Origin of the sequence: Klebsiella sp. WP3-W18-ESBL-02 (assembly GCF_014168815.1) — a bacterium.
Lineage (GTDB): Bacteria > Pseudomonadota > Gammaproteobacteria > Enterobacterales > Enterobacteriaceae > Kluyvera > Kluyvera ascorbata_B.
The window spans coordinates 696,097-720,158 of the sequence record NZ_AP021972.1 but is presented as its reverse complement, the minus strand read 5'-3'; the positions used below and the strand labels follow the sequence as shown (position 1 = coordinate 720,158).

Here is a 24,062-nt window from a genome sequence, read left to right as displayed (position 1 = left end):
CTGAAGTTAATTAACGTTTTCCGCTGTGTAGCCAGAACGGCTCAACCGACAGTGCCTCATTGCGGAAATGTTCAATTTCAATATGCTGGCGCGTTTCGATAGCGTGACGCAGGCCCTGCCAGTTCGCCAGCCAGTTAGCCGCCTGTTCGAGGGGATAATACCCAGCCAGCAGTTGAACGGTGTTGATGCCGCGCGTCAGACGCGGCAGCTGGTCGCCATAGGCATCACCCAGCGGGTAAGCGAAGGTGGTGCGCAACTCGGCGGCCTGACGTGAAAGGTGGATATCGGCAAAACGTTTAAAGGAGTCGGCCAGTTTGGCTTCGGCTTTTGCGTCGAGGAACGCCTGCCAGCCACGGGTCACCAACCACTCGGTGTAGGCCAGCTTGGTCAACGCAGTTTCACGGCTGAAAACGACATCCTGCGCGGAGGCATTGCTTGCCATCAGCGCATCAACCTGGGTCAACCCGTCGCGCAGGCTCGCGCTGGCTTTGCGCGGCACGATGCCGCCAAACAGCGTCAGAATATGACGCACCAGCCCCAAAGCGTTAACCACCTCGATCTTCGCTTTCTTATTGCCCCGCAGCCACAGCTCTTCGTGGTACTGCCAGTGGGCCAGCGCATTTTCCAGCGCGGCCTCCATCGCCTGCCCTACCGTCGATTTCGGCGGCAGGGTTAAAATCGCCAGCGGCTGAATCGGACGCTCCAGGTTGCCCTGCGCCAGGTGGTAGCCACGCGCGGCTTTGCTCAGGCTGCCCTGACGCAGCAGGCCGGTCTCAGCCAGCTGTTTCGCCAGCGCCAGTACGTCGGCAGTTTCACCGCTCAGCAGTTCCAGCTCCAGCTCGCAAATCGCTTCCTGGTGCTCGCCCGCTTTCACTTCCCCCTGATCCAGCGCGATCTCAATCCGGCTTCCGCCCTGCATAACCACCCACTTTTCACGATAAAAATCTGTGCTAAACAGCGGGTTAACCTGCGCGGCCAGCCCTTCAGGCATTTCACCGTTCGGACAGACCTCCGCCGGCAGCTTATCAAGCGCCAGCTCAGGGGTGTCGATAGCGATATTGTATTCCGGACGCTGATGCAGCCCGCCGACGGTACGCCCGGCGATTTTCAGCGTCATTTCATAACGGCCGTTATCGCCGCGAATGCGCAGCCCCATATCATGGCGACGCAGCCAGTTATCCGCAGTTTCGTAATAAATATTCAGCAACTGCCCCGGCGGGGTGTGCTCTGCGTTAAGGGTATGAAGGTGGTTGCGCAGCGTTTCAACGCCAGCGTCATCGACGATAAATTTGAGTTCGATTTCTTGAGCCATGACTGAATTCTTATGGTTTCGTTGCCGGAAAATACCTTTAGGGCGAACTTACAGGTATTCTTTTTGTCAGTAGATAGTATTTTGCGACAAATTGCCATGCAATGCGCAATTTGTCAGGCCAGCTGCTGATGACATTTTTACCTCCTGGAGGATTCTGATTGCCGCAGAATGCTTTGCGTCGTCAGACTGTTGCCACTACTATCGTTCCACTTTTATGACAAAAACGATGATCTGATGCCAAAATTACGCTTAATTGCCATTACTTTACTTGCACTTACCGCTTCAACCGTCACTCATGCCGATGAAAAGCGTTACGTTTCTGATGAACTGAACACCTGGGTTCGCAGCGGCCCTGGCGATAACTATCGCCTGGCGGGGACCGTCAACGCGGGTGAAGAAGTGACCCTGCTACAGACCAACGAAAACACCCAATATGGCCAGGTGCGCGACAGCAACGGCCGTACCGCATGGATTCCCCTCAAAGAGCTGACCGCGACGCCGAGCCTGCGCACCCGCGTGCCGGATCTGGAAAATCAGGTAAAAACCCTGACCGACAAGCTGAACAACATCGACACCACCTGGAACCAGCGTACGGCAGAAATGCAGAAAAAGGTCGCTGAGAGCGATGGTGTGATTAACGGCCTGAAAAACGAAAATCAGAAGCTGAAAAACGAGCTTATCGTGGCGCAGAAAAAAGTGAATGCCGCCAATCTGCAACTTGACGATAAGCAGCGCACCATCATCATGCAGTGGTTTATGTATGGCGGCGGCGTGCTCGGTATCGGCCTGCTTCTTGGCCTGGTGCTGCCGCACATCATTCCAAGCCGCAAGCGTAAAGATCGCTGGATGAACTAAGCCAACTCGCCTTAAGCCGACTTCTTTCGTATTATCAGAAGGAAATTGACGAGGAGAAGCGTGGCGTGAAGAGTTATCTGGTCGGCGGAGCGGTTCGGGATGGGTTATTAGGCCTACCGATCAAAGATAAAGATTGGGTCGTGGTCGGTGCCACGCCGCAGCAAATGCTGGATGCAGGCTATCAACAGGTAGGCCGTGATTTCCCTGTTTTCTTGCATCCCGAAAGCCACGAAGAGTATGCGCTGGCGCGCACCGAGCGTAAATCCGGCTCCGGCTATACGGGTTTTACCTGCTACGCTGCACCGGACGTTACGCTTGAACAGGATCTGCTGCGTCGCGACCTCACCGTTAACGCACTCGCTCAGGATGCCGACGGCACGATCATCGATCCGTACGGCGGCCAGCGCGATCTTCAGCAGCGCATTCTGCGCCACGTTTCACCCGCCTTCTCTGAAGACCCGCTGCGCGTCCTGCGCGTGGCGCGTTTTGCCGCACGCTATGCACATCTGAGCTTCCGTATTGCCGACGAAACCCTCGCGCTGATGCGTGCGATGGCCGACGCCGGCGAGCTGGCGCACCTGACGCCGGAGCGCGTCTGGAAAGAGACCGAGAGCGCACTCTCCACCCGCAACCCGCAGGTGTTCTTCCAGACGCTGCGCGACTGCGGCGCGTTAAAGGTGCTGTTCCCGGAAATTGACGCGCTGTTTGGCGTCCCGGCACCGGAGAAATGGCACCCGGAAATTGACACCGGCGTCCACACGCTGATGACCGTCTCTATGGCAGCCATGCTGAGCCCGGATATCGACGTCCGTTTCGCCACCCTGTGCCACGATTTAGGCAAAGGGCTGACGCCTAAAGAATTCTGGCCTCGCCATCACGGCCACGGCCCGGCGGGCGTCAAGCTGGTCGAACAGCTGTGCCAGCGTCTGAAAGTGCCGAATGACATGCGCGAGCTGGCGAAGCTGGTTGCCGAGTTCCACGATTTAATTCACACCCTACCCATCCTCCAGCCGAAAACGCTGGTGAAACTGTTTGATGCCATCGACGCCTGGCGTAAACCGCAGCGCGTAGAGCAAATCGCGCTGACCAGCGAGGCGGACGTGCGCGGGCGCACCCGCTTTGAGGCCTGTGATTACCCGCAGGGGCGCCTGCTGCGCGAGGCCTGGGCCGTTGCCAAAAGCGTAGGGAACAAAGAGGTGATTGAGGCCGGATTTAAAGGCCCGGCAATCCGCGAGGAGCTGACGCGACGCCGCATTCAGGCGGTCGCAAACTGGAAGGAAAAGCGTTGCCCCCAGCCGAAAGACTGAGGGCGCGTCTTCAGAAGAAGACCACGTACACGGCAGCCGCCACAATAAAGCGGTAGATGGCGAACGGAATAAACGAAATACGTTTAATCAGCTGCAGGAAGGTCTTGATGGCCACCAGCGCCACCAGGAACGCCATCACAAAACCGACGGCGAACATCGGAATATCGCCTGCGGTCAGGAAGTGCCAGCTCTTGTAGAGATCCAGCACGGTGGCGCCCATCATCATGGGCACCGCCAGCAGGAACGAGAACTCGGACGCCGCGTAGCGGCTCACGCCGACCAGCATACCGCCGGAAATGGTCGCTCCGGAGCGAGAGAAGCCCGGCCACAGCGCCAGACACTGGAAGCAGCCAATCATAAACGCCTGGCGATAGGTCATGTCGTCAACGCCAACCGCGCGCGGATTTTTCGGCTTCAGGCATTCGGCAGCAATCAACAGCAGGCCGCCAACCACCAGCGCATACATCACGTTAATGGGGTTAAACAGCGATTTAATAGCGTCGTGGAACACCAGTCCCAGCACCACTGCCGGCACCATCCCCAGCAGAATATGAATGAGCGACAGGCGACCTGTACCATTACCCTCGTGCACCGGAGGGCGACCGAAGTGGATGCCAATCAGACCAAACAGGCGGCGCCAGAACATGACCACCACCGCGAGGATCGACCCCAACTGGATCACCACCTCAAACGTCTTTGCCGTATCCCCTTCAAAGCCCAGCAGGTGGCCAACGATAATCATATGGCCGGTGCTGGAAACGGGCAGAAATTCCGTCAATCCTTCGACCACACCCAGAATGGCCGCTACCAGCAGCGAGTGTATATCGCTCATTAAATAAACCCTTAAAAAGTAACCAATAAAATAAACCCGGCACTAAGACCGGTATAAATCACTTTGGTTTAAGTTATATGACGAATAATAAGATTAATTAGGATTATGGCCACGCTGGATGATAACGCCAACGTTAGCCGCGCGCGCCACCGCGCCCGGCTTGCTGACCTTAATACGCACCCACGGTGAGCGGAAACGCGCCATCAGCAGGTCGGCGACCTCCTCAGCCACGCGCTCCACCAGCGCAAAACGGCTGCCTTCCACGTGTTTCACTACCGCCTCGCTGATATCAGCATAGCTCAGGCAATCTTCCACGTTATCGCTGGCGGCGGCTTTACGGTTATCCCAGCCTAATTCGATATCGAACACCAGCTTCTGTTCAATGGTTTGTTCCCAGTCATAAACACCGATAGTGGTGATTACCGAAAGTTGCTCTATAAATACAATATCCATCACGACCTGCTTGGTTTTAGGCTAAACCGGATACCACTTCCGGCGAATTATGCGTATTATCCACAGATGCAGAGAATACTTCGACATTTTCACAATGGAACAGCGTTATGAGTGCAATCGAGCCTGGAATGATCCTCCTTGCCTACCTTTGCGGCTCAATTTCCAGCGCCATTTTGGTCTGCCGCATTGCGGGGTTACCTGACCCGCGCACCAGTGGTTCCGGCAATCCCGGAGCCACAAATGTGCTGCGCGTCGGCGGTAAAGGCGCTGCCGTAGCCGTCCTGGTTTTCGACATCCTGAAAGGGATGCTGCCCGTCTGGGGTGCCTATGCCCTAGGCTTATCCCCCTTCTGGCTTGGGCTAGTGGCGATTGCCGCCTGTCTGGGCCATATCTGGCCGGTATTCTTCCACTTTCAGGGTGGAAAGGGCGTCGCTACCGCGTTTGGTGCCATTGCGCCTATCGGCTGGGATCTCACCGGCGTGATGGCCGGCACTTGGTTACTGACGATTTTATTAAGCGGCTACTCATCGCTGGGCGCCATCGTCAGCGCGCTGGTTGCGCCGTTCTACGTCTGGTGGTTTAAGCCCCAGTACACTTTCCCTGTCTCTATGCTTTCCTGCCTGATCTTGCTGCGTCACCATGACAACATTCAGCGTTTATGGCGACGCCAGGAAACCAAAGTCTGGGCGCGATTTAAAAAAAGTAAGAACCTATCCCAAAAGGAATTGTCAGATAATAAAATATGATAATTTCTGAGGGCGAAGCGTGGCGGGCAACAAGTGGCAGATCAGTGATGGACTCTGGGAGAAAATGGCTCCACTCATCCCGGAGCATAAAACTCAACACCCGCTGGGTACGCACCGCAAGCGGGTTGATAATCGCGCTGCAATGAACGCCATTTTCTTCGTACTCAGGACGGGCTGCCAATGGAATGCGCTGAATGCCACCGGTATATGCTCGTCAAGCTCTGCTCATCGCCGATTTCAGGAGTGGCGAGATGCTGGAGTATTTGAACGCTTCTGGCAAAATGGGTTGCTTGCTTGCGAACAGTTGGACTCTATTGACTGGTCGTGGCTGTCGATGGATGGTTGTATAACCAAATCACCGCTGGCAGGCTCAAAAAAACAGGCAGGAACCCTACAGACCGGGGGAAACAGGGCGTAAAGCGCAGTCTGATGACTGACGGGAACGGGCTACCGCTTGCACTGGTTGTTGCCGGAGCAAATACGCACGACATAAAGTTGGTTACGGATACGCTCGATGCCCTCCAGACGGGCAGACCGGGCAAGAGGCTCCGGTTGTGCATGGACAAAGGGTATGAAGCGGAATGGCTGGAATCGTATCTGAAAAGTCGTCGCTATGAACCTCATATCCAGTCACGAAAGGATGAGTCAGAGGCCATCAAATACACGGATTTTAAGGCTCACCGCTGGGTTGTAGAGAGAACACACAGTTGGATGAATCGCTACCGCCGTGTCCTGACTCGTTGGGAGAAGAAGGTCGAGAATTATGAGGCGATGCTGCATTTTGCCTGTGGTGTCATTGTCTGGAACAAAACCCTATTGGGATAGGCTCTAAGCCAAAAGACGCCGAATAGCCGACATAAAAAAGCCCTCCTGTTACAGAGGGCTTTTTTCATCGTGATGACCATGACTCAGGCCGCAGGCAGCTCAGCCAGCGGCCAGCGCGGACGGACGGTCACGCCAAGCGACGCGTTCACGCCGGTTTTCAAGCGCACCATTCCGGCATAGGCAATCATCGCGCCGTTGTCGGTACAAAATTCAGGGCGCGCATAAAACACTTCGCCACCGCGTTTGTGCATCATTTCCGCCAGCTTCGCGCGCAGCGTGCGGTTGGCGCTCACGCCGCCAGCCATCACCAGGCGCTTGAAGCCGGTTTGATCCAGCGCGCGTCGGCATTTGATCATCAGCGTATCCACCACCGCATCTTCAAATGCACGGGCAATATCGGCTCGCGTTTGATCGTCGTTACCGTTATTACGAATGGTATTGGCCGCAAAGGTTTTCAGACCAGAGAAGCTGAAATCCAGCCCCGGACGGTCGGTCATCGGGCGCGGGAAGACAAAGCGCCCTTCTGTTCCCTGTGAGGCCAGCTTCGACAGCATTGGGCCACCGGGATAATCCAGGCCGAGCAGCTTGGCGGTTTTGTCAAAGGCTTCCCCTGCCGCATCGTCAATCGACTCGCCCAGCAGCGCGTACTGACCGATGCCGGTCACGCTAATCAGCTGCGTGTGTCCGCCAGAGACCAGCAGCGCAACGAACGGGTATTCCGGCGGGTTGTCTTCCAGCATCGGCGCCAGCAGATGCCCTTCCATATGGTGTACCGGAATCGCCGGCACGTTCCAGGCGAACGCCAGCGAACGGCCAACCGTTGCGCCAACCAGCAGCGCGCCAACCAGACCCGGACCGGCGGTATAGGCCACCGCATCGATATCTTTGGCCGTCAGATTCGCTTCTTGTAATGCCGCCTGAATCAGGGGAACCGTTTTACGCACGTGGTCGCGCGAGGCCAGCTCAGGTACCACGCCACCGTAGTCAGCGTGCAATTTCACCTGACTATACAGCTGGTTGGCTAAGAGACCTTTTTCGTCGTCATAAATCGCGATGCCGGTTTCATCGCAGGATGTTTCAATACCCAGTACACGCATGGCTAAATTTACCTCGTTTCAATACCGCGCAGTGTAGGGCCAATGCCGGTTGATGTAAAACTTTGTTCGCCCCTGGAGTTCCGCTCGTGTATACTCCCTGTCCTTATAAAAGTCCCTCTCAAAATCGCGTCGGTGCTTTACAAAGCAGCAGCAATTGCAGTAAAATTCCGCACCATTTTGAAATAAGCTGGCGTTGATGCCAGCGGCAAACCGAATTTATTAAAGGTGAGAGTTACATGCCGGTAATTAAAGTACGTGAAAACGAGCCGTTCGACGTAGCACTGCGTCGCTTCAAGCGTTCCTGTGAAAAAGCGGGTGTTCTGGCGGAAGTTCGTCGTCGTGAGTTCTATGAAAAACCGACTACCGAACGTAAGCGCGCTAAAGCTTCTGCAGTGAAACGTCACGCGAAGAAACTGGCTCGCGAAAACGCACGCCGTACTCGTCTGTACTAATCTGTTGAGAGCATCGGCTCTCAGGTTGCAGACCGAGTTGTAGTTGCAAGGCCGTGCTTCCGAAAGGAATGCGCGGCTTGTTTTCGTTTATAAGTCTTCAAATAAACGGGGCCTATGGCTGGACGAATCCCACGCGTATTTATTAATGATCTGCTGGCTCGCACCGACATCATCGATCTGATCGATGCACGGGTGAAGCTAAAAAAGCAGGGCAAAAATTACCATGCGTGCTGTCCGTTCCATAACGAGAAAACCCCCTCTTTCACCGTCAACGGTGATAAGCAGTTTTACCACTGCTTTGGCTGCGGCGCGCACGGCAATGCCATCGACTTTTTAATGAACTACGACAAGCTCGAGTTCGTTGAAACCGTTGAAGAACTGGCGGCCATGCACAATCTTGAAGTGCCGTATGAAGCCGGAACAGGCCTTAGCCAGATAGAGCGTCATCAGCGCCAGAATCTCTATCAGCTAATGGAAGGGTTAAATGATTTTTATCAGCAATCCTTCGCCCAACCCATTGCCGAGCCAGCACGCCAGTATCTGGAGCAACGCGGCCTGAGTGCCGAGATTGTCCAGCAGTTTGCTATTGGTTTTGCACCGCCGGGCTGGGATAACGCCTTAAAACGTTTCGGGGGTAATGTCGACAACAGAAAGCTGTTGCTCGATGCCGGAATGCTGGTCAATAACGACCAGGGAAGAACCTACGACCGTTTCCGCAATCGCGTGATGTTCCCGATTCGCGACAAACGAGGCCGGGTAATAGGTTTTGGTGGCCGCGTACTCGGTAACGATACGCCGAAATACCTGAACTCCCCGGAAACCGATATTTTCCATAAGGGTCGCCAGCTGTATGGCCTTTATGAAGCCCAGCAGCATAACGCTGAACCACCGCGGCTGCTGGTTGTCGAAGGATATATGGATGTCGTCGCGCTGGCGCAATACGGTATTAACTACGCCGTGGCCTCGCTGGGTACGTCGACCACTGCTGACCACATCCATATGTTATTCCGTGCGACAAACAACGTGATTTGCTGCTACGACGGCGACCGTGCCGGCCGCGACGCCGCTTGGCGCGCGCTGGAAACCGCCATGCCGTACATGACCGACGGTCGTCAGCTACGCTTTATGTTTCTACCCGAAGGTGAAGACCCGGATACGCTGGTACGCAAAGAAGGTAAAGAGGCTTTTGAAGCACGGATGGAGCACGCACAGCCGCTCTCCGTCTTCTTATTTAACAACCTCTTACCACAGGTTGACCTGAGTACGCCGGACGGCAGTACCCAGCTCGCCGCGCTGGCGCTGCCGTTGATAAGCCAGGTCCCGGGCGACGCGCACCGTATTCAGCTGCGCCAGACGCTGGGCCTGAAGCTCGGCATCTTCGACGATGCGGCGCTTGATCGTTTAATGCCAAAACAGGCAGAAAGTGGCGTGGTACGCCCGCCTCAGCAGATAAAACAGACGCCTATGCGTATACTTATAGGGCTACTGGTGCAAAACCCGAATCTTGCACCGCTCGTCCCTCCTATGCATGGGCTCGCGCAGGCAAAGCTGCCGGGGCTCAACCTGTTCACCGAGCTGGTGAACCTGTGTGTTGCGCAACCGGGCCTGACGACCGGCCAGCTGTTGGAGAATTATCGCGGAGCAAGTGAATACGCAACACTTGAAAAACTCTCAACCTGGAACGATATAAAGGATGAGAACGTTGAAAAAATGTTCACCGACACGCTAAACCGAATTTTTGATTCAATGCTTGAACAGCGACAGGAAGAGTTGATAGCTCGCGATCGCACGCACGGTTTGAGCAGTGAAGAGCGCAGGGAATTCTGGGAAATAAGACAGGCCCTGGAAAAAAAGTGAATTTAACGGCTTAACTGCCGAATACCTATCGGGAAGCCCCCGACAGCCGCCCGAGGCGCAGCGGCACGAATATAAGTACGCCCTCGCTTTAAATGTCGGCGGTTCGTTCGCCGACCGACACCAATCAAATGAATTAAGTGTGGATACCGTCTTATGGAGCAAAACCCGCAGTCACAGCTCAAGCTTCTTGTCCAACGTGGTAAGGAGCAAGGCTATCTGACCTATGCCGAGGTCAATGACCATCTGCCGGAAGATATCGTCGATTCAGATCAGATCGAAGACATCATCCAAATGATCAACGACATGGGTATTCAGGTGATGGAAGAAGCACCGGATGCCGATGATCTGTTGCTGGCTGAAACCTCCAACAACACTGATGAAGACGCTGAAGAAGCGGCTGCACAGGTTCTGTCCAGCGTGGAATCTGAAATCGGGCGTACGACCGACCCGGTGCGCATGTACATGCGCGAAATGGGTACCGTAGAGCTGCTGACCCGCGAAGGCGAAATCGACATCGCCAAACGTATTGAAGACGGGATCAACCAGGTACAGTGCTCCGTTGCCGAATACCCGGAAGCGATCACCTATCTGCTGGAACAGTACGATCGCGTTGAAGCGGAAGAAGCCCGTCTGTCCGACCTGATCACCGGTTTCGTCGATCCGAATGCCGAAGAAGATATGGCACCGACCGCTACGCACGTTGGCTCCGAGCTGTCTCAGGAAGAGATGGACGACGACGATGAAGACGAAGACGAAGACAGCGACGACAACAGCGACGACGACAACAGCATCGACCCCGAGCTGGCGCGTGAGAAATTCGCCGAGCTGCGTACTCAGTACGAAGTGACGCGCGACACGATCAAAGCCAAAGGCCGCAGCCACGCTGCCGCTCAGGAAGAGATCCTGAAGCTGTCCGAAGTGTTCAAGCAGTTCCGTCTGGTACCGAAACAGTTCGACTACCTGGTCAACAGCATGCGTACCATGATGGACCGCGTGCGTACCCAGGAACGTATCATCATGAAGATGTGCGTTGAACAGTGCAAAATGCCGAAGAAAAACTTCATCACGTTGTTCACCGGCAACGAAACCAGCGAAACCTGGTTCAACGCGGCTATCGCGATGAACAAACCGTGGTCTGAAAAGCTGCACGACGTAAAAGAAGACGTTATGCGCAGCCTGCAGAAACTGCAGCAGATTGAAGAAGAAACCGGCCTGACCATCGAGCAGGTGAAAGACATCAACCGTCGCATGTCCATCGGTGAAGCGAAAGCCCGCCGTGCGAAAAAAGAGATGGTTGAAGCGAACTTACGTCTGGTTATCTCTATCGCCAAAAAATACACCAACCGTGGCCTGCAGTTCCTGGATCTGATTCAGGAAGGCAACATCGGTCTGATGAAAGCGGTTGATAAGTTTGAATACCGTCGTGGTTACAAGTTCTCCACCTATGCAACCTGGTGGATCCGTCAGGCGATCACCCGTTCTATTGCGGATCAGGCGCGTACCATCCGTATCCCGGTACATATGATTGAGACCATCAACAAGCTCAACCGTATCTCCCGCCAGATGCTGCAAGAGATGGGCCGCGAGCCGACGCCGGAAGAGCTGGCTGAACGCATGTTGATGCCGGAAGATAAGATCCGTAAAGTGCTGAAGATCGCTAAAGAGCCTATCTCCATGGAAACGCCGATCGGCGACGATGAAGATTCGCATCTGGGTGATTTCATCGAGGATACCACCCTCGAGCTGCCGCTGGACTCTGCGACCACCGAGAGCCTGCGTGCCGCCACGCACGACGTTCTGGCCGGCCTGACCGCCCGTGAAGCGAAAGTCCTGCGTATGCGTTTCGGTATCGATATGAACACCGACCACACGCTGGAAGAAGTGGGTAAACAGTTCGACGTGACCCGCGAACGTATCCGTCAGATCGAAGCGAAAGCGCTGCGTAAGCTGCGCCACCCGAGCCGCTCTGAAGTGCTGCGTAGCTTCCTGGACGATTAATCGCCCGGGTAAAATGCAAAAAAGCTCCCTTTTGGGAGCTTTTTTTTGCCTGTTAAGCGCGGAACATTCCCCGGCGGCGCTGCGCCTGGCCGGGCGACTCTGGCCTGTACGCCGCCATCCGGCAATCTGCACAGGCTCTGCCGGATGGCGCTTCGCTTATCCAGCCTACAAGCCCCGCACCTTCAACGCCACGTCCAGTTCCTGATACGCCTCTACCAATTTATCCAGCGTAATCCGGCTCAATCCGCTCGGATTCGGTAATACCCACACTTCGGTATCGCCAATCATGTACGTCTGCTTGCCCCACGTCGCCCCGCGCTGCCCTAAGCCGCGTTCAAAGGCCTGCTTACCCAGAACGGCTAATGCAGCAGGTTTGTAGTGCTCAACTTTCTCAATCAGCGCCTGCCCGCCGCTGCGTAACTCCTGCACGCTGACCTCACTCGCCTGCACCGTCGGGCGTTCAACCAGCTTGGTCACGCCACAGCGAAATTCCAGCATCTGCTCCGCCTCTTCCGGCTTTAGCTGGCGTTCGGTAAACCCCGCCAGATGTAGCACCTTCCAGAAACGGTTTGCCGGGTGCGCAAAGGGGTAGCCCAGTGAGGAAGACGACAGCCCCGGGTTAATACCGCAGAACAGCACCCGCAGCCCCGAATCAATAATGTCCTTAACCATAATATCCTCGACTAATACATCGTGAGACGAGTATAACGAATTGAAAATGCATTGTTTATAAAAACAGCATGTGCGCGCTTAACGCTGGATTGGTGGCCGCTGTTACATTATAATCGTCGGCTACCTGGCCCCTTAGCTCAGTGGTTAGAGCAGGCGACTCATAATCGCTTGGTCGTTGGTTCAAACCCAACAGGGGCCACCAAATTTTAGCTTTAACGTCATATCATTAAGCCACTTCCAGCGAAGTGGCTTTTTTGTTGGTTTTCCTACCCGGCTCCTTTTTGTCCCCACCGCGGCCCATCATCACAGAACGTAGGCAGTTCACAACTCTGCAGTCCCTCAATTACGCTGCGGATTTTCGCATGATAGGCTTTCCGAACGACCCTTTTCAGCTCAGGCCGCTGCGGATCCTATGAAACTCAAATTATCCTTCCAGGTGAAGCTCTTTCTCGCACTGGTGGTTTTTTCCTGTCTGCTGCTGGCGCTATTGGGCACGCTGCTCTTCCACTTTATTGACCGCCAGTTGCACCATGATTTAGGTCAGCGCGCCCGCGTACAGGCTAGCGAGATAGCATTAATGCCCGGGCTTGCGGAAAAGGTGCTGCAGCGCGATATTCCCGGCATTGCGCGGCTTATTCAGCCGCTGCGCGCCGAAAGCGATGCCAGCTATATTGTGATTGGCGACGTTCACGAACAGCATCTGTACCACTCGGAATCACCGGAGCGCCTTAATCTGCCGATGATCGGCGGGGATAACCGCGACGTACTCAACGGCAAAACCATTATCTCGGTGCGTAAAGGAGGGATTGGCGTGTCGCTGCGCAGCAAAGCCCCCATTTTCGATAGCCAACATCGGGTTATCGGTATCGTCTCCGTTGGCTACCTCACCTCTTATATCGCCAATATTAACGCCCGTTTGCTATGGCGAACCGCGCTGTATGGCTTCGCCCTGCTCCTGATGCTGTTTATCTTTTCCTGGCTGCTGGCTCGCACGCTGAAAAAGCAGATGTTCGGCCTGGAGCCCAAAGATATTGCCCAACTGGTATTGCAGCAAAAAGCGCTGCTTGAGGCCATGTATGAGGGGGTGTTTGCGGTCAACGTCGATAAACAATTAATCCTGATCAACCGCGCCGCGAGGGAAATGCTCAATATTCCCCACAGCGAGCAAGCGCTGCTGGGCAAGCCGCTTGATGAGGTTATTCAACTGCCGCCGTCGTTTTTTGCGCCGGGTAATACCGCTTATGATAGCCGCCATCACGATCACATCACCGTCCTGAATCAACGGGAAACCATCGTCAACCGGGTCGCCATTGAAGTCGAGCCCGGGGTTCCCAGCGGCTGGGTATTCAGTTTTCGCGATAAAAACGATATCAATACGCTCAGTAGCCAGCTGAGTCAGGTAACCCGCTACGCCGATAATCTGCGCATCATGCGCCATGAGCAGCTTAACTGGACCGCCACGCTGGTCGGCCTGCTGCAAATGCAGCGCTATGACGATGCGCTACGCTACATTCAGGTACAGGCGGAAGGTGCCCAGCAGGTGCTGGATTTTCTCTCCACGCAGTTTGTCTCTCCTGCCCTGTGCGGCCTGCTGCTGGGGAAATATGTTAGCGCCCGCGAAAAGGGCGTAGAGCTACTTTTCGACCCGGCCTGCCAGCTTTCTCGTCTGCCGGAAGGGCTGAGCGAAACCGAGCTGATGTCAGTCATCGGCAACCTGGTGGATAACGCCGTCGATGCCACGCTAAAAACATCCGCACGCGCCACGCCGGTTGACGTCTACATTTCAGATAGAAACCACGAGCTGGTTATCGAGGTCGCCGACCAGGGCTGCGGCGTCGATGAAAGCATGAAGCCGTATATCTTCGAGCAAGGCTTCACCAGCAAGACGTCCACAGGATGCGAACTCACCGGTGCAGAACATGGCATCGGCCTCTACCTCGTGGCGGGCTACGTCCGGCGTGCCGGCGGCAGCATCGAAATGAGCGATAACGCTCCGCAGGGAACCGTGTTTACGGTTTTCCTCCCATTCAATGCCCCTCCTTGTGCAGGATTTTCCTATGACTGATATCCGTCCTCTTGAGGTTGTGATTGTTGAAGATGAGCCGCATCTGGCGCAGCTGCATCGGGAGTATATTGAGCAAAATTTTCATCTGCGAGTGGTCGGCATCGCCGGTTCGCTGGAACAGGCCCGCGAGCTGATTTCCCGCCACCAGCCGCGTCTGGTACTACTGGACAACTATTTACCGGATGGTCAGGGCGTTGAACTCATCGACAGCCCGCTGCTCAAGCAGTTTAGCTGTGCCGTCATTTTTATAACCGCCGCCAGCGATATGCAAACCTGTAGCCATGCCATGCGCAGCGGCGCGTTTGACTATCTCATTAAGCCGGTTTTTTCCCATCGTCTGCGCGCTTCGCTTGAACGCTTTATGCTGTTGGAGCACACGCTGCGCCAGGTGAAGGTTGTCGACCAGCGCGCGCTGGACAAACTGTTTAATTTACCCGCAGGCGATGCCTCAGCAGCACCGTCGACAAAGGGGATCGAGCCCGCCACGCTGGCACGCGTCAAACGTCTTTTCAGCGAGCGCCCGGAGTTTAGCTGGTCCGTCGAACAGATCGTAGAAGAAGCCGGGATAAGCAAAACGACAGGACGTCGCTATCTGGAATACTGCGTGGAAATCGGCTTTATTACCATCGAAATTCAGTACGGCAATATTGGTCATCCACGCCGTTTATACCGTAAAAAAAACGACGCTAATTAACTTCGCGCACGCGGTTTCTATGGTGTTAATTGCTGAAAAAACGCCAACTATCACATTTCGGCCAGCCCGCGCTGGCCCCCCTCTTGTCACCTTTGCCGCGTCAGCTATGTTGACTTTTAGTTCCTCAAACGTAACTAAAAGGTTAATAATAATGTCGAACGTATTCCGTATTTCTCTGCTCTCTGCTGCTGTGTTCATGTCATCCTCCGCGCTGTCCGCTCTGCCGCAGGGCTATCCGGCCGACTATCAGAAGGTCGTTGATGCCGCCACGAAAGAAGGCAAAGTGGTGATTTACTCTACCACCGACACCAAAGCGGCCGGGCCGCTTATTCAGGGTTTTGAAGCCCTCTATCCCGGCATCAAAGTCGAATACAACGATATGAACAGCACCGAGCTGTACAATCGCTTTATCAGTGAACAGGCCGCCGGTGGCGGCAGCGGCGACGTCGTCTGGAGCTCCTCGATGGACACCGCGCTGAAGCTGGCGACCGACTACGCCCAGCAGTACGTTTCGCCGGAACAAAGCCAACTGCCAAAATGGGCGGTCTGGAGCAATAAAGCCTATGGCACCACCTACGAGCCGGTGGTGTTTATCTACAATAAGCGCCTCATCCCGGTGAATGAAGTGCCGGATTCTCACGCCGCGCTGGCCAAGCTGATCGCCAGCCAGGTCGACAAATTTAAAAGTAAGGTCACCACTTACGATATCGAAAAATCCGGGCTCGGCTTCATGTTGTCGGTACAGGATTACAAGGCCGATCCGCACTACTTCAAAACGCTGGCCGATGTCGCTAAAGGCGGCTTAGCCGTGCAGTCATCTACCGGCACGATGATGGAGCGGGTATCCTCCGGCGAAAACTTAATTGGCTTCAATATCCTGGGGTCCTACGCTGAAGCGCGAGCCAAAACCGATCCGTCGCTGGGCATTGCCTATCCGAAGGACTACACCCTGGTGCTGTCGCGCGTCTCCTTCATCAGCCAGCAGGCAGAACATGCTAACGCCGCAAAACTGTGGCTGGACTACGTTCTGTCTGAAAAAGGGCAAAACATTCTGGCCAACCAAGCGGATATCCCCTCCATCCGTAACGACATCGATGGCAAAAATGACATCGACGGCATGACCAAAATGCTGGGCAACGCGCTGAAACCGATCCCGGTTGATGAGTCGCTGCTTGAATACCTGCAGCCGAAAAAACGTCTGGACTACATCAAACAGTGGCGTGAAGCCGCGGCCAAATAAACGCGTAACCTAAGCGCGCCGTTCGCCGGCGCGCTTGCTGCTCGCTACCTGAATTCGTGTTATCGGATCTCTTCGCTTATGAATGCATTACGCAGAAAGTGGCAAAGCCTGCCGCGCGGCGTCGTCGTGCTGCTCACCGCGCTGGTTATCTACACGCCGCTGTCCTTTATTGTGATCCAAGGCTTCCTGTCCGCGCCCTTCTTTTCACCGGCAAAGACCTGGAGCCTGGAATCCTTCGGCTTCATTTTTACCGACCCTGACTTCTACAAGGCGCTGAAAAGCGGGTTTATTCTGGCTTTCGGCCTCGTCATCATCGCCATCCCTCTCGGCGGCGTGCTGGCGTTTCTGATGGTGCGCACCGATCTCCCCGGCAGACGGTTAATTGAACCGCTGATCCTGGTCCCCATTTTTGTCTCGCCGATGGTGCTGGCATTTGGCTACGTGGTCGCCGCCGGTCCCGTGGGTTTCCTGTCGCTGTGGGCGCAGTCGCTGATCGGCTTCGTCCCGTGGAACATTTACGACATGTCGAGCATCGTGGTCATCGCCGGGCTGACCCACGTTCCGCACGCCTATCTGTACATCTCTTCGGCGCTGCGCAGCGTGAGTTCGGACGTCGAAGAAGCCGCGCGGATCGCCGGTGCGTCTCCGCTACAGGTCATGACCTCGGTCAGCCTGCCGATGGTCCGGCCGTCCATTCTGTATGCCATTGTGCTGCTGTTTTTCCTCGGCCTGGAAGTCTTCGGCCTGATGCTGGTGCTGGGCGATCCGGAAGGCAACATGGTACTGGCGACTTACCTGTATCAGCTCACCAATAAGCTTGGTACGCCGTCTTACCATCTGATGGCCGCGGTGGCGGTGGTGCTTATCTGCCTGACTATTCCGCTTGTCATGCTGCAACGCCGCCTGATGCGTACGGCGAACCGCTTTGTCACCATGAAGGGAAAGGCCTCACAGGCGCGCGCGCTGCCGCTGGGGAAATGGCGCTGGGTGGCAGGGGCGGTAGTCGCCTTCTGGCTCACCGTGACCATCGGCGTCCCGCTGATGGGCGTGGTGCTCCGCGCTTTTATCTCCAACTGGGGCGTTGGCGTGTCGCTCTGGGACGAGCTCTCGCTCAATACGTTCCGCACCATCTGGGCGCAGCCGAACCTGCTGCGGGCCATCGTCAACTCCATGGCCATTGGCGTGATCGGCGGCGCGCTGGCGGTGGGCTGCTATCTGTTTATTGGCATCGCGATGCACCGTAAACCGGATAACACCACGCGCTTCCTCGACTACAGCGTGCTGGTCCCCCGTGCGGTACCAGGCCTGCTCGCCGGTCTGGCATTTCTGTGGGTCTTCCTGTTTTTGCCGATGTGGCTCGATAACGCGCTGAAATCCGGCTGGCTTTCGGGCATGCCGTGGTCACAGTGGCTGCGCGATACCCTGATAGTCTGGCTGCGCTCGTTACGTAGCACCATTTTCAGCGTTTGGCTGGCCTACACGGTAGTGTGGATGGCCTACGGCCTGCGGCTGATTTCCTCAACGCTCCTGCAGGTCGGGCCGGAGCTGGAAGAAGCGGCGCGCAGTACCGGCGCGACGCGTGGACAAATCACCCGCCACGTCACCATTCCGCTTTCACGCTACGGCCTGATTGGTTCATGGCTGCTGATGTTCCTGATCTTCGAACGGGAATACTCAACGGGCGTTTACCTGCTGTCGCCGGGGACGGAAACCATCGGCTCGATGCTGGTGTCCCTGTGGGCGGCTGGCGCAATTGATATCGTTGCTGCGCTCTCGTTTATTAACATTCTGTTGGTGGTGGTCGGTCTGGGTGTGGCCCTTCGTTTTGGAGTGAAATTACATGATTGAATTATCGGTCGAAAACCTGCACTTAACCTACGGCGATAACCCGGTGTTAAAGGGCGTGACCATGAACCTTAAACGCGGCGAAGTGGTTTCTCTGCTGGGCCCCTCGGGCAGCGGGAAAACCACGCTGCTACGGGCGGTGGCCGGGCTGGAAAAGCCCACGCAGGGCGCAATTACCATCGGCAATCGCAAAGTCTACGACGGCACGCCGCGCAGCGAAATTCCGGCCGAAGAGCGCAATCTGGGGCTGGTGTTCCAGTCTTACGCCCTGTGGCCGCACAAAACCGTCTCTGAGAACGTGGCCTATCCGCTGAAGCTGCGCAAGGTTCCCGGCCCGGAGATCAACAAACGCGTGCAGGACGTGCTGGATCAACTGGGTCTGGGACACCTGGGCAAGCGCCACCCGCACCAGCTTTCCGGCGGCCAACAACAGCGCGTCGCCATTGGCCGCGCGCTGGTCTACAACCCGCCCGTGATTCTGCTCGATGAACCGCTGTCCAACCTTGATGCGAAGCTGCGCGAAGAGGCGCGCGTGTTCCTGCGCGAGCTGATCATCAAACTGGGGCTTTCTGCGCTGATGGTGACCCACGATCAGAACGAAGCGATGTCAATTTCCGATCGTATTCTGCTGCTCAACAACGGCAAAATTGAGCAACAGGGCACGCCGCAGGAGATGTACGGGTCACCGAAAACGCTCTTCACGGCCGAGTTTATGGGCAGCAACAACCGGCTGCACGGCAAAGTGACCGAGATTCGGGACGGCAAAGCGCGTATTGAAGGCCAGGGCTGGACGCTGTGGGGCCAGGCGGGTGAAGGGATACAGGTGGGTCATGAAGGCACCGCGGTGATCCGCGTCGAGCGCGTGGCGCTGGTCGAGGGACCGGGGGAGAATCAGCTGGCGCTGCCGCTGCTCACCAGCATGTATCTTGGTGACCGCTGGGAGTACCTGTTCCGCACGCCGGGCGATAACTTTGTTATCCGCGCTTACGGTAACGATGTACGCGGTTCACAGCACTGTCATCTGGCACTGCCGGAACAGCACGTCTGGGTGTTTCCAAAATCCTGACGACAAACAGGGGCGGCGATTGCCGCCCCGAAGCCCGATCATAAGCGGCATCCCGCCATCGCGCTTAGCGGGCCCCGCCATCGTTACCGATTTCGTAACCGTCCAGATATGCCTGCGCCATCGCTTCGTGGTTGACTAAAAAACGCGACTGCTCCAGGCTCGGATGCAGTCTGTGGGACTCGGTTTCGACATTTTCAAATAACATAGTGAGTTTGCCCGTGTCGTGGTGATGGCCTTGCGTCATACCGTCCATACAAGCCTCCATCAGCATGCCGGACGTTTCATTCGTACGAACGGGGGAATATGCCAGTTCGGGCTTCTCTTTTAGCGCTTGTTCAATAAAGGCATAGGCCTGGCCCACGACCTGCAGACAATCATCGGCGTGCTGTTTTGCCCAAGCGGTATGTGACGCGGTAGTTATGACTATGGCAGCCAGAATGTGAAATCTCATTAGTAATATCTTGTTAAACTTATAATAAAGTAAAACCGGCGCCAGAAGTGCGCTGGTTTTTTAGCCTGTCGCTGTGAATGTTGAAATGGGTAACGCTAACCACATCATGCGTGAAATCAGGGGTTAAAACTGCTCGCATTAATATTGGAATGTTTCATCGGCATCACGCTCAAACAACATTAATAAATAAACACATGAACATGTATAAAATAAGATCATAACGCTAAAAAAACGCCATGTTATTTATACTTTGTTATTCAATGGAAATAATATTGTTAAAAAATAACAAATGATTCAACACAATGAATTTCGAACGAAATCCATTTAATAGAAATGCCCCTTTACTGTTTCGTGAATAATATTGCCACGTTACGCACCGGATAAGGCATTATTTTTCAGAAGAACATTGAAATAATTAACTGACTAATGAATCTTTCACAGTGCGCTTGCCGCCTGCACCTTCTTGCCTTCCTGACAATCAAAGCAGGAGAAGATGAAAATAAGGTTTTGAATAATTCATATTTTAATCAATGCATCTGAAATCATAATAAAAACCAATTCAGGATAATTCCGCTGTTCACCACAAAATATATCCACAATGCAGTTCACGGCAACTGAATCACATTTATGGCATAGCTTAACCGCCGTAGAGATTAAATAACCGCCATCATCGTATTCGCTGTCCGGGCTATTTATCGGTATTTGAGGCAACAAAAAGCCACTACAATGAGTGGCTTCGGCAGGCGGATGCTTTCACATCCGCCCTATCGGCATACAGGACTGTTTATACCAGAGCGCGCAGCTCTTCACGTATGTAATCGGAAAAATATTCCGGGTTTTTAATCAGCATATGATCGCCAGAGCCGACCTTCTCGGCCCAGCCCACAACCTTCTGGGTAAACCCGGCGTTCCAGCCATCGCGATCGCCTCGTGCCGTAATGTCGGCAGCGCTCACCGGCGTACCCAGTTCGTTCAAATACTTGAGAATTCCCTTCGCTGTACTTTCGTCCATAGACTGTGGCACCGGCTCAGACGTATTCATACCACCAATAAAATCCAATGCTTTATCAATGACTGCTGGCATATTCATGTCCTTAAATTAACCACGTAGTAAACAAGTCTATACTATTGCCCGGAATCAGCAGCGATTACAAAGAAACAGCTCACGTTATTGCACTTTTTCGTGAAGTATCCCCCGTTTTATCGTTTTACGGACAAAAAAAAGCCGGCACCCAAGCGCCGGCTGATACCGCAGAAAGAACAATCAGGCGTGAGTGGTCGGGCTCTGCTCCGCGCTGGATTTGCTGTTTTCCAGCATCCGGCGTACCGGCACAATCAGCACGCACAGCACTGCCGCGCAAATCAGCAGCGCGATAGAGCAGCGGGCAAACAGATCCGGCAGCATGTCCAACTGGTCAGCCTTAACGTGGCCACCAATCAGGCCCGCTGCCAGGTTACCCAACGCGCTGGCGCAGAACCACAGGCCCATCATCTGGCCGCGCATTCTTTCCGGCGCCAGCAGCGTCATGGTCGCCAGGCCAATCGGGCTCAGGCACAGTTCACCGAGCGTCAGCATCAGGATGCTGCCCACCAGCCATAGCGGCGATACGCCAGCCCCGCCGTTGCTCAACACGTTCTGTGCCGCCAGCATCATCAGGCCAAAGCCCGCCGCCGCACACAGAATACCGATAACAAACTTGGTGATACTGCCTGGACGCACGTTCCGACGCGCCAGCGCAGGCCAGGCCCAGCTAAACACCGGAGCCAGCAGAATGATAAACAGCGCGTTAATCGACTGGAACCACACCGCCGGGATCTCGAAATCACCGATCATGCGGTTAGTGTAGTCGTTAGCAAACAGGTTGAAGGAGGTGGGCTTCTGCTCGAACGCCGACCAGAAAAACGCGGCGGACACCAGCAGGATAAAACACACCAGCAGGCGCGCGCGTTCTTTACGGCTCAGGCCCGCAAAGGCAAACAGATAAACGAAGTACAACGCGACCGACGCGGCGATCACGTACACCAGCACGCTCGCCACCGCGACCGGGTTAATCACGATGATACCCTGGGCAATCAGAGTGATAATGACCGCTACGCCAACCGCCAGCGCCAGCAGCCAGGCCCCCACGCCGTTCTTCTTAGCGACCGGGCTATTCCAGGTGGAATCCAGCCCAACTTCGCTGTCGTAACGTTTCATCGCCGGCACAGCGAACACGCGGAAGATAACCAACGCCACCAGCATCCCGATACCGCCGATACCGAAGCCCCAATGCCAGCCGTGTGACTTGATCAGCCAGCCGGAAATCAACGGCGCGATAAACGAGCCCATGTTGATGCCCATGTAAAACAGCGAGAAACCGCCGTCGCGGCGGGCGTCGCCTTTTTTATACAGCGTACCGACCATCACGGAGATACAGGTTTTAAACAACCCCGATCCCAGAACGATAAACATCAGGCCGATAAAGAACAGGTTGTCGCCCATAAAGGCGGAGAGCGCAATCGACAGGTGACCCAGCGCAATCAGAATTGAGCCGTACCATACGGCTTTTTGCTGACCAAGCCAGTTATCTGCCAGCCAACCGCCCGGCAGCGCCGCCAGGTACATCGTGCCGGCAAAGATACCCACAATGGCCGACGCATTCTCACGCGCTAACCCCATGCCGCCGTCATACACGGTCGCGGCCATAAACAGGATCAGGAGCGGGCGAATGCCGTAAAACGAAAAGCGCTCCCACATTTCGGTAAAGAACAGCGACCCGAGCGGATACGGGTGACCGAAAAAGGTACGGCTTTCGTGTTTGTTAACAGAGGAATGCATAGTTTCTCCAGAGAAGGTGCGTTGTAACGCAGGTAAGTCGTGTAAGCAGGCTAGTCATTTTCTAATTTTGTCGAAATTTCACATTAAGCTCGGTGTTTTTTAACCATTTGATAACCATAATATGGTCATGTCTAGCCCCTTCACCGCTATTTTTAGATTAAAACTCGACAAACATCTAGTTTTATAGATTTTGCATTGGCAAAACGCTTAAGGTGATTGACATCACAATATCATGCAAACATTGTTTTATTTACCATATAAAACAAACAATTATCAAATCAAAACTCGACAATAATTGCGTCAAAGATGGGGAAAATAAAAGTATAAAAAGTAGGGAAAATAGCCTCTTCAACGGTACATAACCGATAAGTGGCAATAATGATCGCAGCAAGATTGCTGCTGTCGGGAGGCCTTGAAAATGGCGCAAGAACGCGCCATTGATATCGGCAGCCGCAGCAAAATCATCGGCGGCCGCAGGAGGAAAAATAGCGTTATTTTGCGTGCCAGTAGGCGCTGGAACGCACCAACTGAGGGTCGAGGTCGTCGGTCACAAAATCGTCGGTCAGTTTTTTGACCACCTTACCCTCGCCGGTCAGCCAGATAAAGTAATCTGACTCAGGAACCTTAAGCTGCGCCAACCGCGCGGCCACGGCGGCGCTATCATATCCACTAATCCACTCGATGTTCACGTCATCAAATCCGGCCAGATAGGCTTTGTCCGCCGTATTCCCCACCATCACCAGCGCAGTCACCTGCGGGCGCTTTGCTAGCGCACTCAGCGCTATCAAGCGGCGACGCAGCGCCGGCAGACCGGTTTCATCGCAAACGTAAAGCTGCCATGCATAATCTTCTGGCACAATCAGCGAGCCGCGCGGCCCGCCGAGGGTTAACGTATCGCCCACTTTGGCATTCATCGCCCAGCGGCTGGCGACGCCCCCTTCGTGAATAAAGAAATCGTAGGCCAGTTCATGACGCTCAGCGTTGTACAGCGGCGTGTAGTCTCGCGACGGTGGGCGAACGCCTTCGGCCCACACAATCCCTTCATCAGTCACCGTCGGCGGCGTGATGTTCATCCCGGCCTCAGGGAAAAACAGCTTGGTGTGGTCATCAAAACCGCGCGAGCTAAAGCCATCAAGCGCTTCACCGCCCAGCACAACGCGCTGAAAAGCGTCGCTGATACGCTCGACGCGCAGCACCGTCAGTTCGCGAAAGCGAAGTTCATTACGTACGCGCTGTGGGTACTTTTTTTCTTTCATCTGGCGTCTCTCTCATAAATAGATATATCTAAACAATTTGCAAATGATAATGATTGCTAGTTAAACAGAAAGCAAGCAGTTTTTATGATATAGCGATAAATGAGTAACAAAAAACCGACACAACAAAAAATAACAAATATTATCAATCAATTAAAAAAATTACTTATTTCTGCATTGCTAAATCATCATTATTAGATATAAATTAGATATATCTAAATAAC

At 54.6% G+C, this 24,062-nt stretch carries 20 protein-coding genes, 1 tRNA gene and 1 pseudogene; 13 read left to right on the top strand and 9 right to left on the bottom strand.

Features of this window, described 5'->3' with window-relative positions; all coding sequences use genetic code 11:
- Nucleotides 1-10: 10 nt before the first annotated feature.
- Nucleotides 11-1,312 carry a CYTH domain-containing protein gene (locus H7R56_RS03540; RefSeq protein ID WP_106929622.1) on the bottom strand — a complete coding sequence of 434 codons (1,302 nt, stop codon included), beginning with the start codon at nucleotides 1,310-1,312 and terminating at the stop codon, nucleotides 11-13.
- Nucleotides 1,313-1,546: 234 nt separating this feature from the next.
- Between H7R56_RS03540 and H7R56_RS03535 the strand changes: the two genes are divergently transcribed.
- Both H7R56_RS03535 and H7R56_RS03530 read left to right on the top strand, forming a co-directional pair.
- The gene (locus H7R56_RS03535; protein WP_106929620.1) at nucleotides 1,547-2,167 is read left to right on the top strand and encodes a TIGR04211 family SH3 domain-containing protein; all 621 of its coding nucleotides are present in this window, start codon (nucleotides 1,547-1,549) and stop codon (nucleotides 2,165-2,167) included.
- A 65-nt stretch (nucleotides 2,168-2,232) separates the two neighbouring features.
- A complete protein-coding gene (locus tag H7R56_RS03530; RefSeq protein WP_106929619.1) occupies nucleotides 2,233-3,474 on the top strand; it encodes a multifunctional CCA addition/repair protein in 1,242 nt (413 codons plus the stop codon).
- Between the two features lie 10 nt (nucleotides 3,475-3,484).
- On the opposite strand, the gene bacA is transcribed toward H7R56_RS03530, so the two are convergent.
- Both bacA and folB read right to left on the bottom strand, forming a co-directional pair.
- Nucleotides 3,485-4,306 (bottom strand): undecaprenyl-diphosphate phosphatase, encoded by an 822-nt coding sequence (gene bacA, locus H7R56_RS03525; protein ID WP_106929617.1) that lies wholly within the window; start codon nucleotides 4,304-4,306, stop codon nucleotides 3,485-3,487.
- A 93-nt stretch (nucleotides 4,307-4,399) separates the two neighbouring features.
- The gene (folB, locus tag H7R56_RS03520; protein WP_106929616.1) at nucleotides 4,400-4,759 is read right to left on the bottom strand and encodes a bifunctional dihydroneopterin aldolase/7,8-dihydroneopterin epimerase; all 360 of its coding nucleotides are present in this window, start codon (nucleotides 4,757-4,759) and stop codon (nucleotides 4,400-4,402) included.
- A gap of 107 nt (nucleotides 4,760-4,866) precedes the next feature.
- On the opposite strand from folB, the gene plsY reads away from it, so the two are divergent.
- Nucleotides 4,867-5,505: a glycerol-3-phosphate 1-O-acyltransferase PlsY gene (gene plsY, locus H7R56_RS03515; protein WP_182928509.1), complete on the top strand. Its 639-nt coding sequence runs from the start codon at nucleotides 4,867-4,869 to the stop codon at nucleotides 5,503-5,505.
- A gap of 19 nt (nucleotides 5,506-5,524) precedes the next feature.
- Nucleotides 5,525-6,330: pseudogene (locus tag H7R56_RS03510) on the top strand (IS5 family transposase).
- Nucleotides 6,331-6,413: 83 nt separating this feature from the next.
- Here the strand turns inward: H7R56_RS03510 and tsaD are convergent.
- Nucleotides 6,414-7,427: a tRNA (adenosine(37)-N6)-threonylcarbamoyltransferase complex transferase subunit TsaD gene (gene tsaD / locus H7R56_RS03505; protein ID WP_106929612.1), complete on the bottom strand. Its 1,014-nt coding sequence runs from the start codon at nucleotides 7,425-7,427 to the stop codon at nucleotides 6,414-6,416.
- 236 nt (nucleotides 7,428-7,663) lie between these two features.
- On the opposite strand from tsaD, the gene rpsU reads away from it, so the two are divergent.
- From rpsU to rpoD, 3 genes are all read left to right on the top strand, one after another.
- Nucleotides 7,664-7,879: a 30S ribosomal protein S21 gene (gene rpsU / locus H7R56_RS03500; RefSeq protein ID WP_001144069.1), complete on the top strand. Its 216-nt coding sequence runs from the start codon at nucleotides 7,664-7,666 to the stop codon at nucleotides 7,877-7,879.
- Nucleotides 7,880-7,993: 114 nt separating this feature from the next.
- Nucleotides 7,994-9,736 carry a DNA primase gene (gene dnaG, locus H7R56_RS03495; RefSeq protein WP_106929610.1) on the top strand — a complete coding sequence of 581 codons (1,743 nt, stop codon included), beginning with the start codon at nucleotides 7,994-7,996 and terminating at the stop codon, nucleotides 9,734-9,736.
- 153 nt (nucleotides 9,737-9,889) lie between these two features.
- The gene (gene rpoD, locus H7R56_RS03490) at nucleotides 9,890-11,734 is read left to right on the top strand and encodes an RNA polymerase sigma factor RpoD (RefSeq protein ID WP_106929608.1); all 1,845 of its coding nucleotides are present in this window, start codon (nucleotides 9,890-9,892) and stop codon (nucleotides 11,732-11,734) included.
- A gap of 165 nt (nucleotides 11,735-11,899) precedes the next feature.
- On the opposite strand, the gene mug is transcribed toward rpoD, so the two are convergent.
- On the bottom strand, nucleotides 11,900-12,406 hold the full coding sequence (gene mug / locus H7R56_RS03485; RefSeq protein ID WP_106929606.1) for a G/U mismatch-specific DNA glycosylase: 507 nt from the start codon (nucleotides 12,404-12,406) through the stop codon (nucleotides 11,900-11,902).
- A gap of 126 nt (nucleotides 12,407-12,532) precedes the next feature.
- Here mug and H7R56_RS03480 point away from each other — a divergent pair.
- The 6 genes from H7R56_RS03480 (at nucleotide 12,533) to H7R56_RS03455 (ending at nucleotide 19,316) form a co-directional block, all read left to right on the top strand.
- Nucleotides 12,533-12,608: transfer RNA gene (locus H7R56_RS03480), tRNA-Ile, on the top strand.
- Nucleotides 12,609-12,818: 210 nt separating this feature from the next.
- Nucleotides 12,819-14,471, top strand: a complete 1,653-nt coding sequence (locus tag H7R56_RS03475) for an ATP-binding protein (protein WP_106927072.1) — start codon at nucleotides 12,819-12,821, stop codon at nucleotides 14,469-14,471.
- Nucleotides 14,464-15,165, top strand: a complete 702-nt coding sequence (locus H7R56_RS03470; protein WP_106927073.1) for a response regulator — start codon at nucleotides 14,464-14,466, stop codon at nucleotides 15,163-15,165. The genes H7R56_RS03475 and H7R56_RS03470 overlap by 8 nt, the downstream gene beginning before the upstream one ends.
- 196 nt (nucleotides 15,166-15,361) lie before the next feature.
- Nucleotides 15,362-16,405 carry an ABC transporter substrate-binding protein gene (locus H7R56_RS03465; protein ID WP_413774315.1) on the top strand — a complete coding sequence of 348 codons (1,044 nt, stop codon included), beginning with the start codon at nucleotides 15,362-15,364 and terminating at the stop codon, nucleotides 16,403-16,405.
- Between the two features lie 78 nt (nucleotides 16,406-16,483).
- Entirely contained in the window at nucleotides 16,484-18,253 is a 1,770-nt protein-coding gene (locus tag H7R56_RS03460; RefSeq protein WP_106927077.1) for an ABC transporter permease, read from the top strand.
- Nucleotides 18,246-19,316 (top strand): ABC transporter ATP-binding protein, encoded by a 1,071-nt coding sequence (locus H7R56_RS03455; protein WP_106927079.1) that lies wholly within the window; start codon nucleotides 18,246-18,248, stop codon nucleotides 19,314-19,316. Before H7R56_RS03460 ends, H7R56_RS03455 begins: the two co-directional genes overlap by 8 nt.
- A 64-nt stretch (nucleotides 19,317-19,380) precedes the next feature.
- On the opposite strand, the gene H7R56_RS03450 is transcribed toward H7R56_RS03455, so the two are convergent.
- From H7R56_RS03450 to H7R56_RS03435, 4 genes are all read right to left on the bottom strand, one after another.
- Nucleotides 19,381-19,767, bottom strand: a complete 387-nt coding sequence (locus H7R56_RS03450; RefSeq protein ID WP_106927081.1) for a hypothetical protein — start codon at nucleotides 19,765-19,767, stop codon at nucleotides 19,381-19,383.
- 784 nt (nucleotides 19,768-20,551) lie between these two features.
- Nucleotides 20,552-20,851, bottom strand: coding sequence for a DUF1889 family protein (locus H7R56_RS03445; RefSeq protein ID WP_106927083.1), 300 nt, complete (start codon nucleotides 20,849-20,851; stop codon nucleotides 20,552-20,554).
- Nucleotides 20,852-21,031: 180 nt separating this feature from the next.
- Complete coding sequence (locus H7R56_RS03440; RefSeq protein WP_106927085.1) at nucleotides 21,032-22,585, bottom strand: peptide MFS transporter; 1,554 nt, start codon at nucleotides 22,583-22,585, stop codon at nucleotides 21,032-21,034.
- Between the two features lie 491 nt (nucleotides 22,586-23,076).
- Nucleotides 23,077-23,841, bottom strand: a complete 765-nt coding sequence (locus H7R56_RS03435; protein WP_106927087.1) for a siderophore-interacting protein — start codon at nucleotides 23,839-23,841, stop codon at nucleotides 23,077-23,079.
- Between the last annotated feature and the right edge of the window lie 221 nt (nucleotides 23,842-24,062).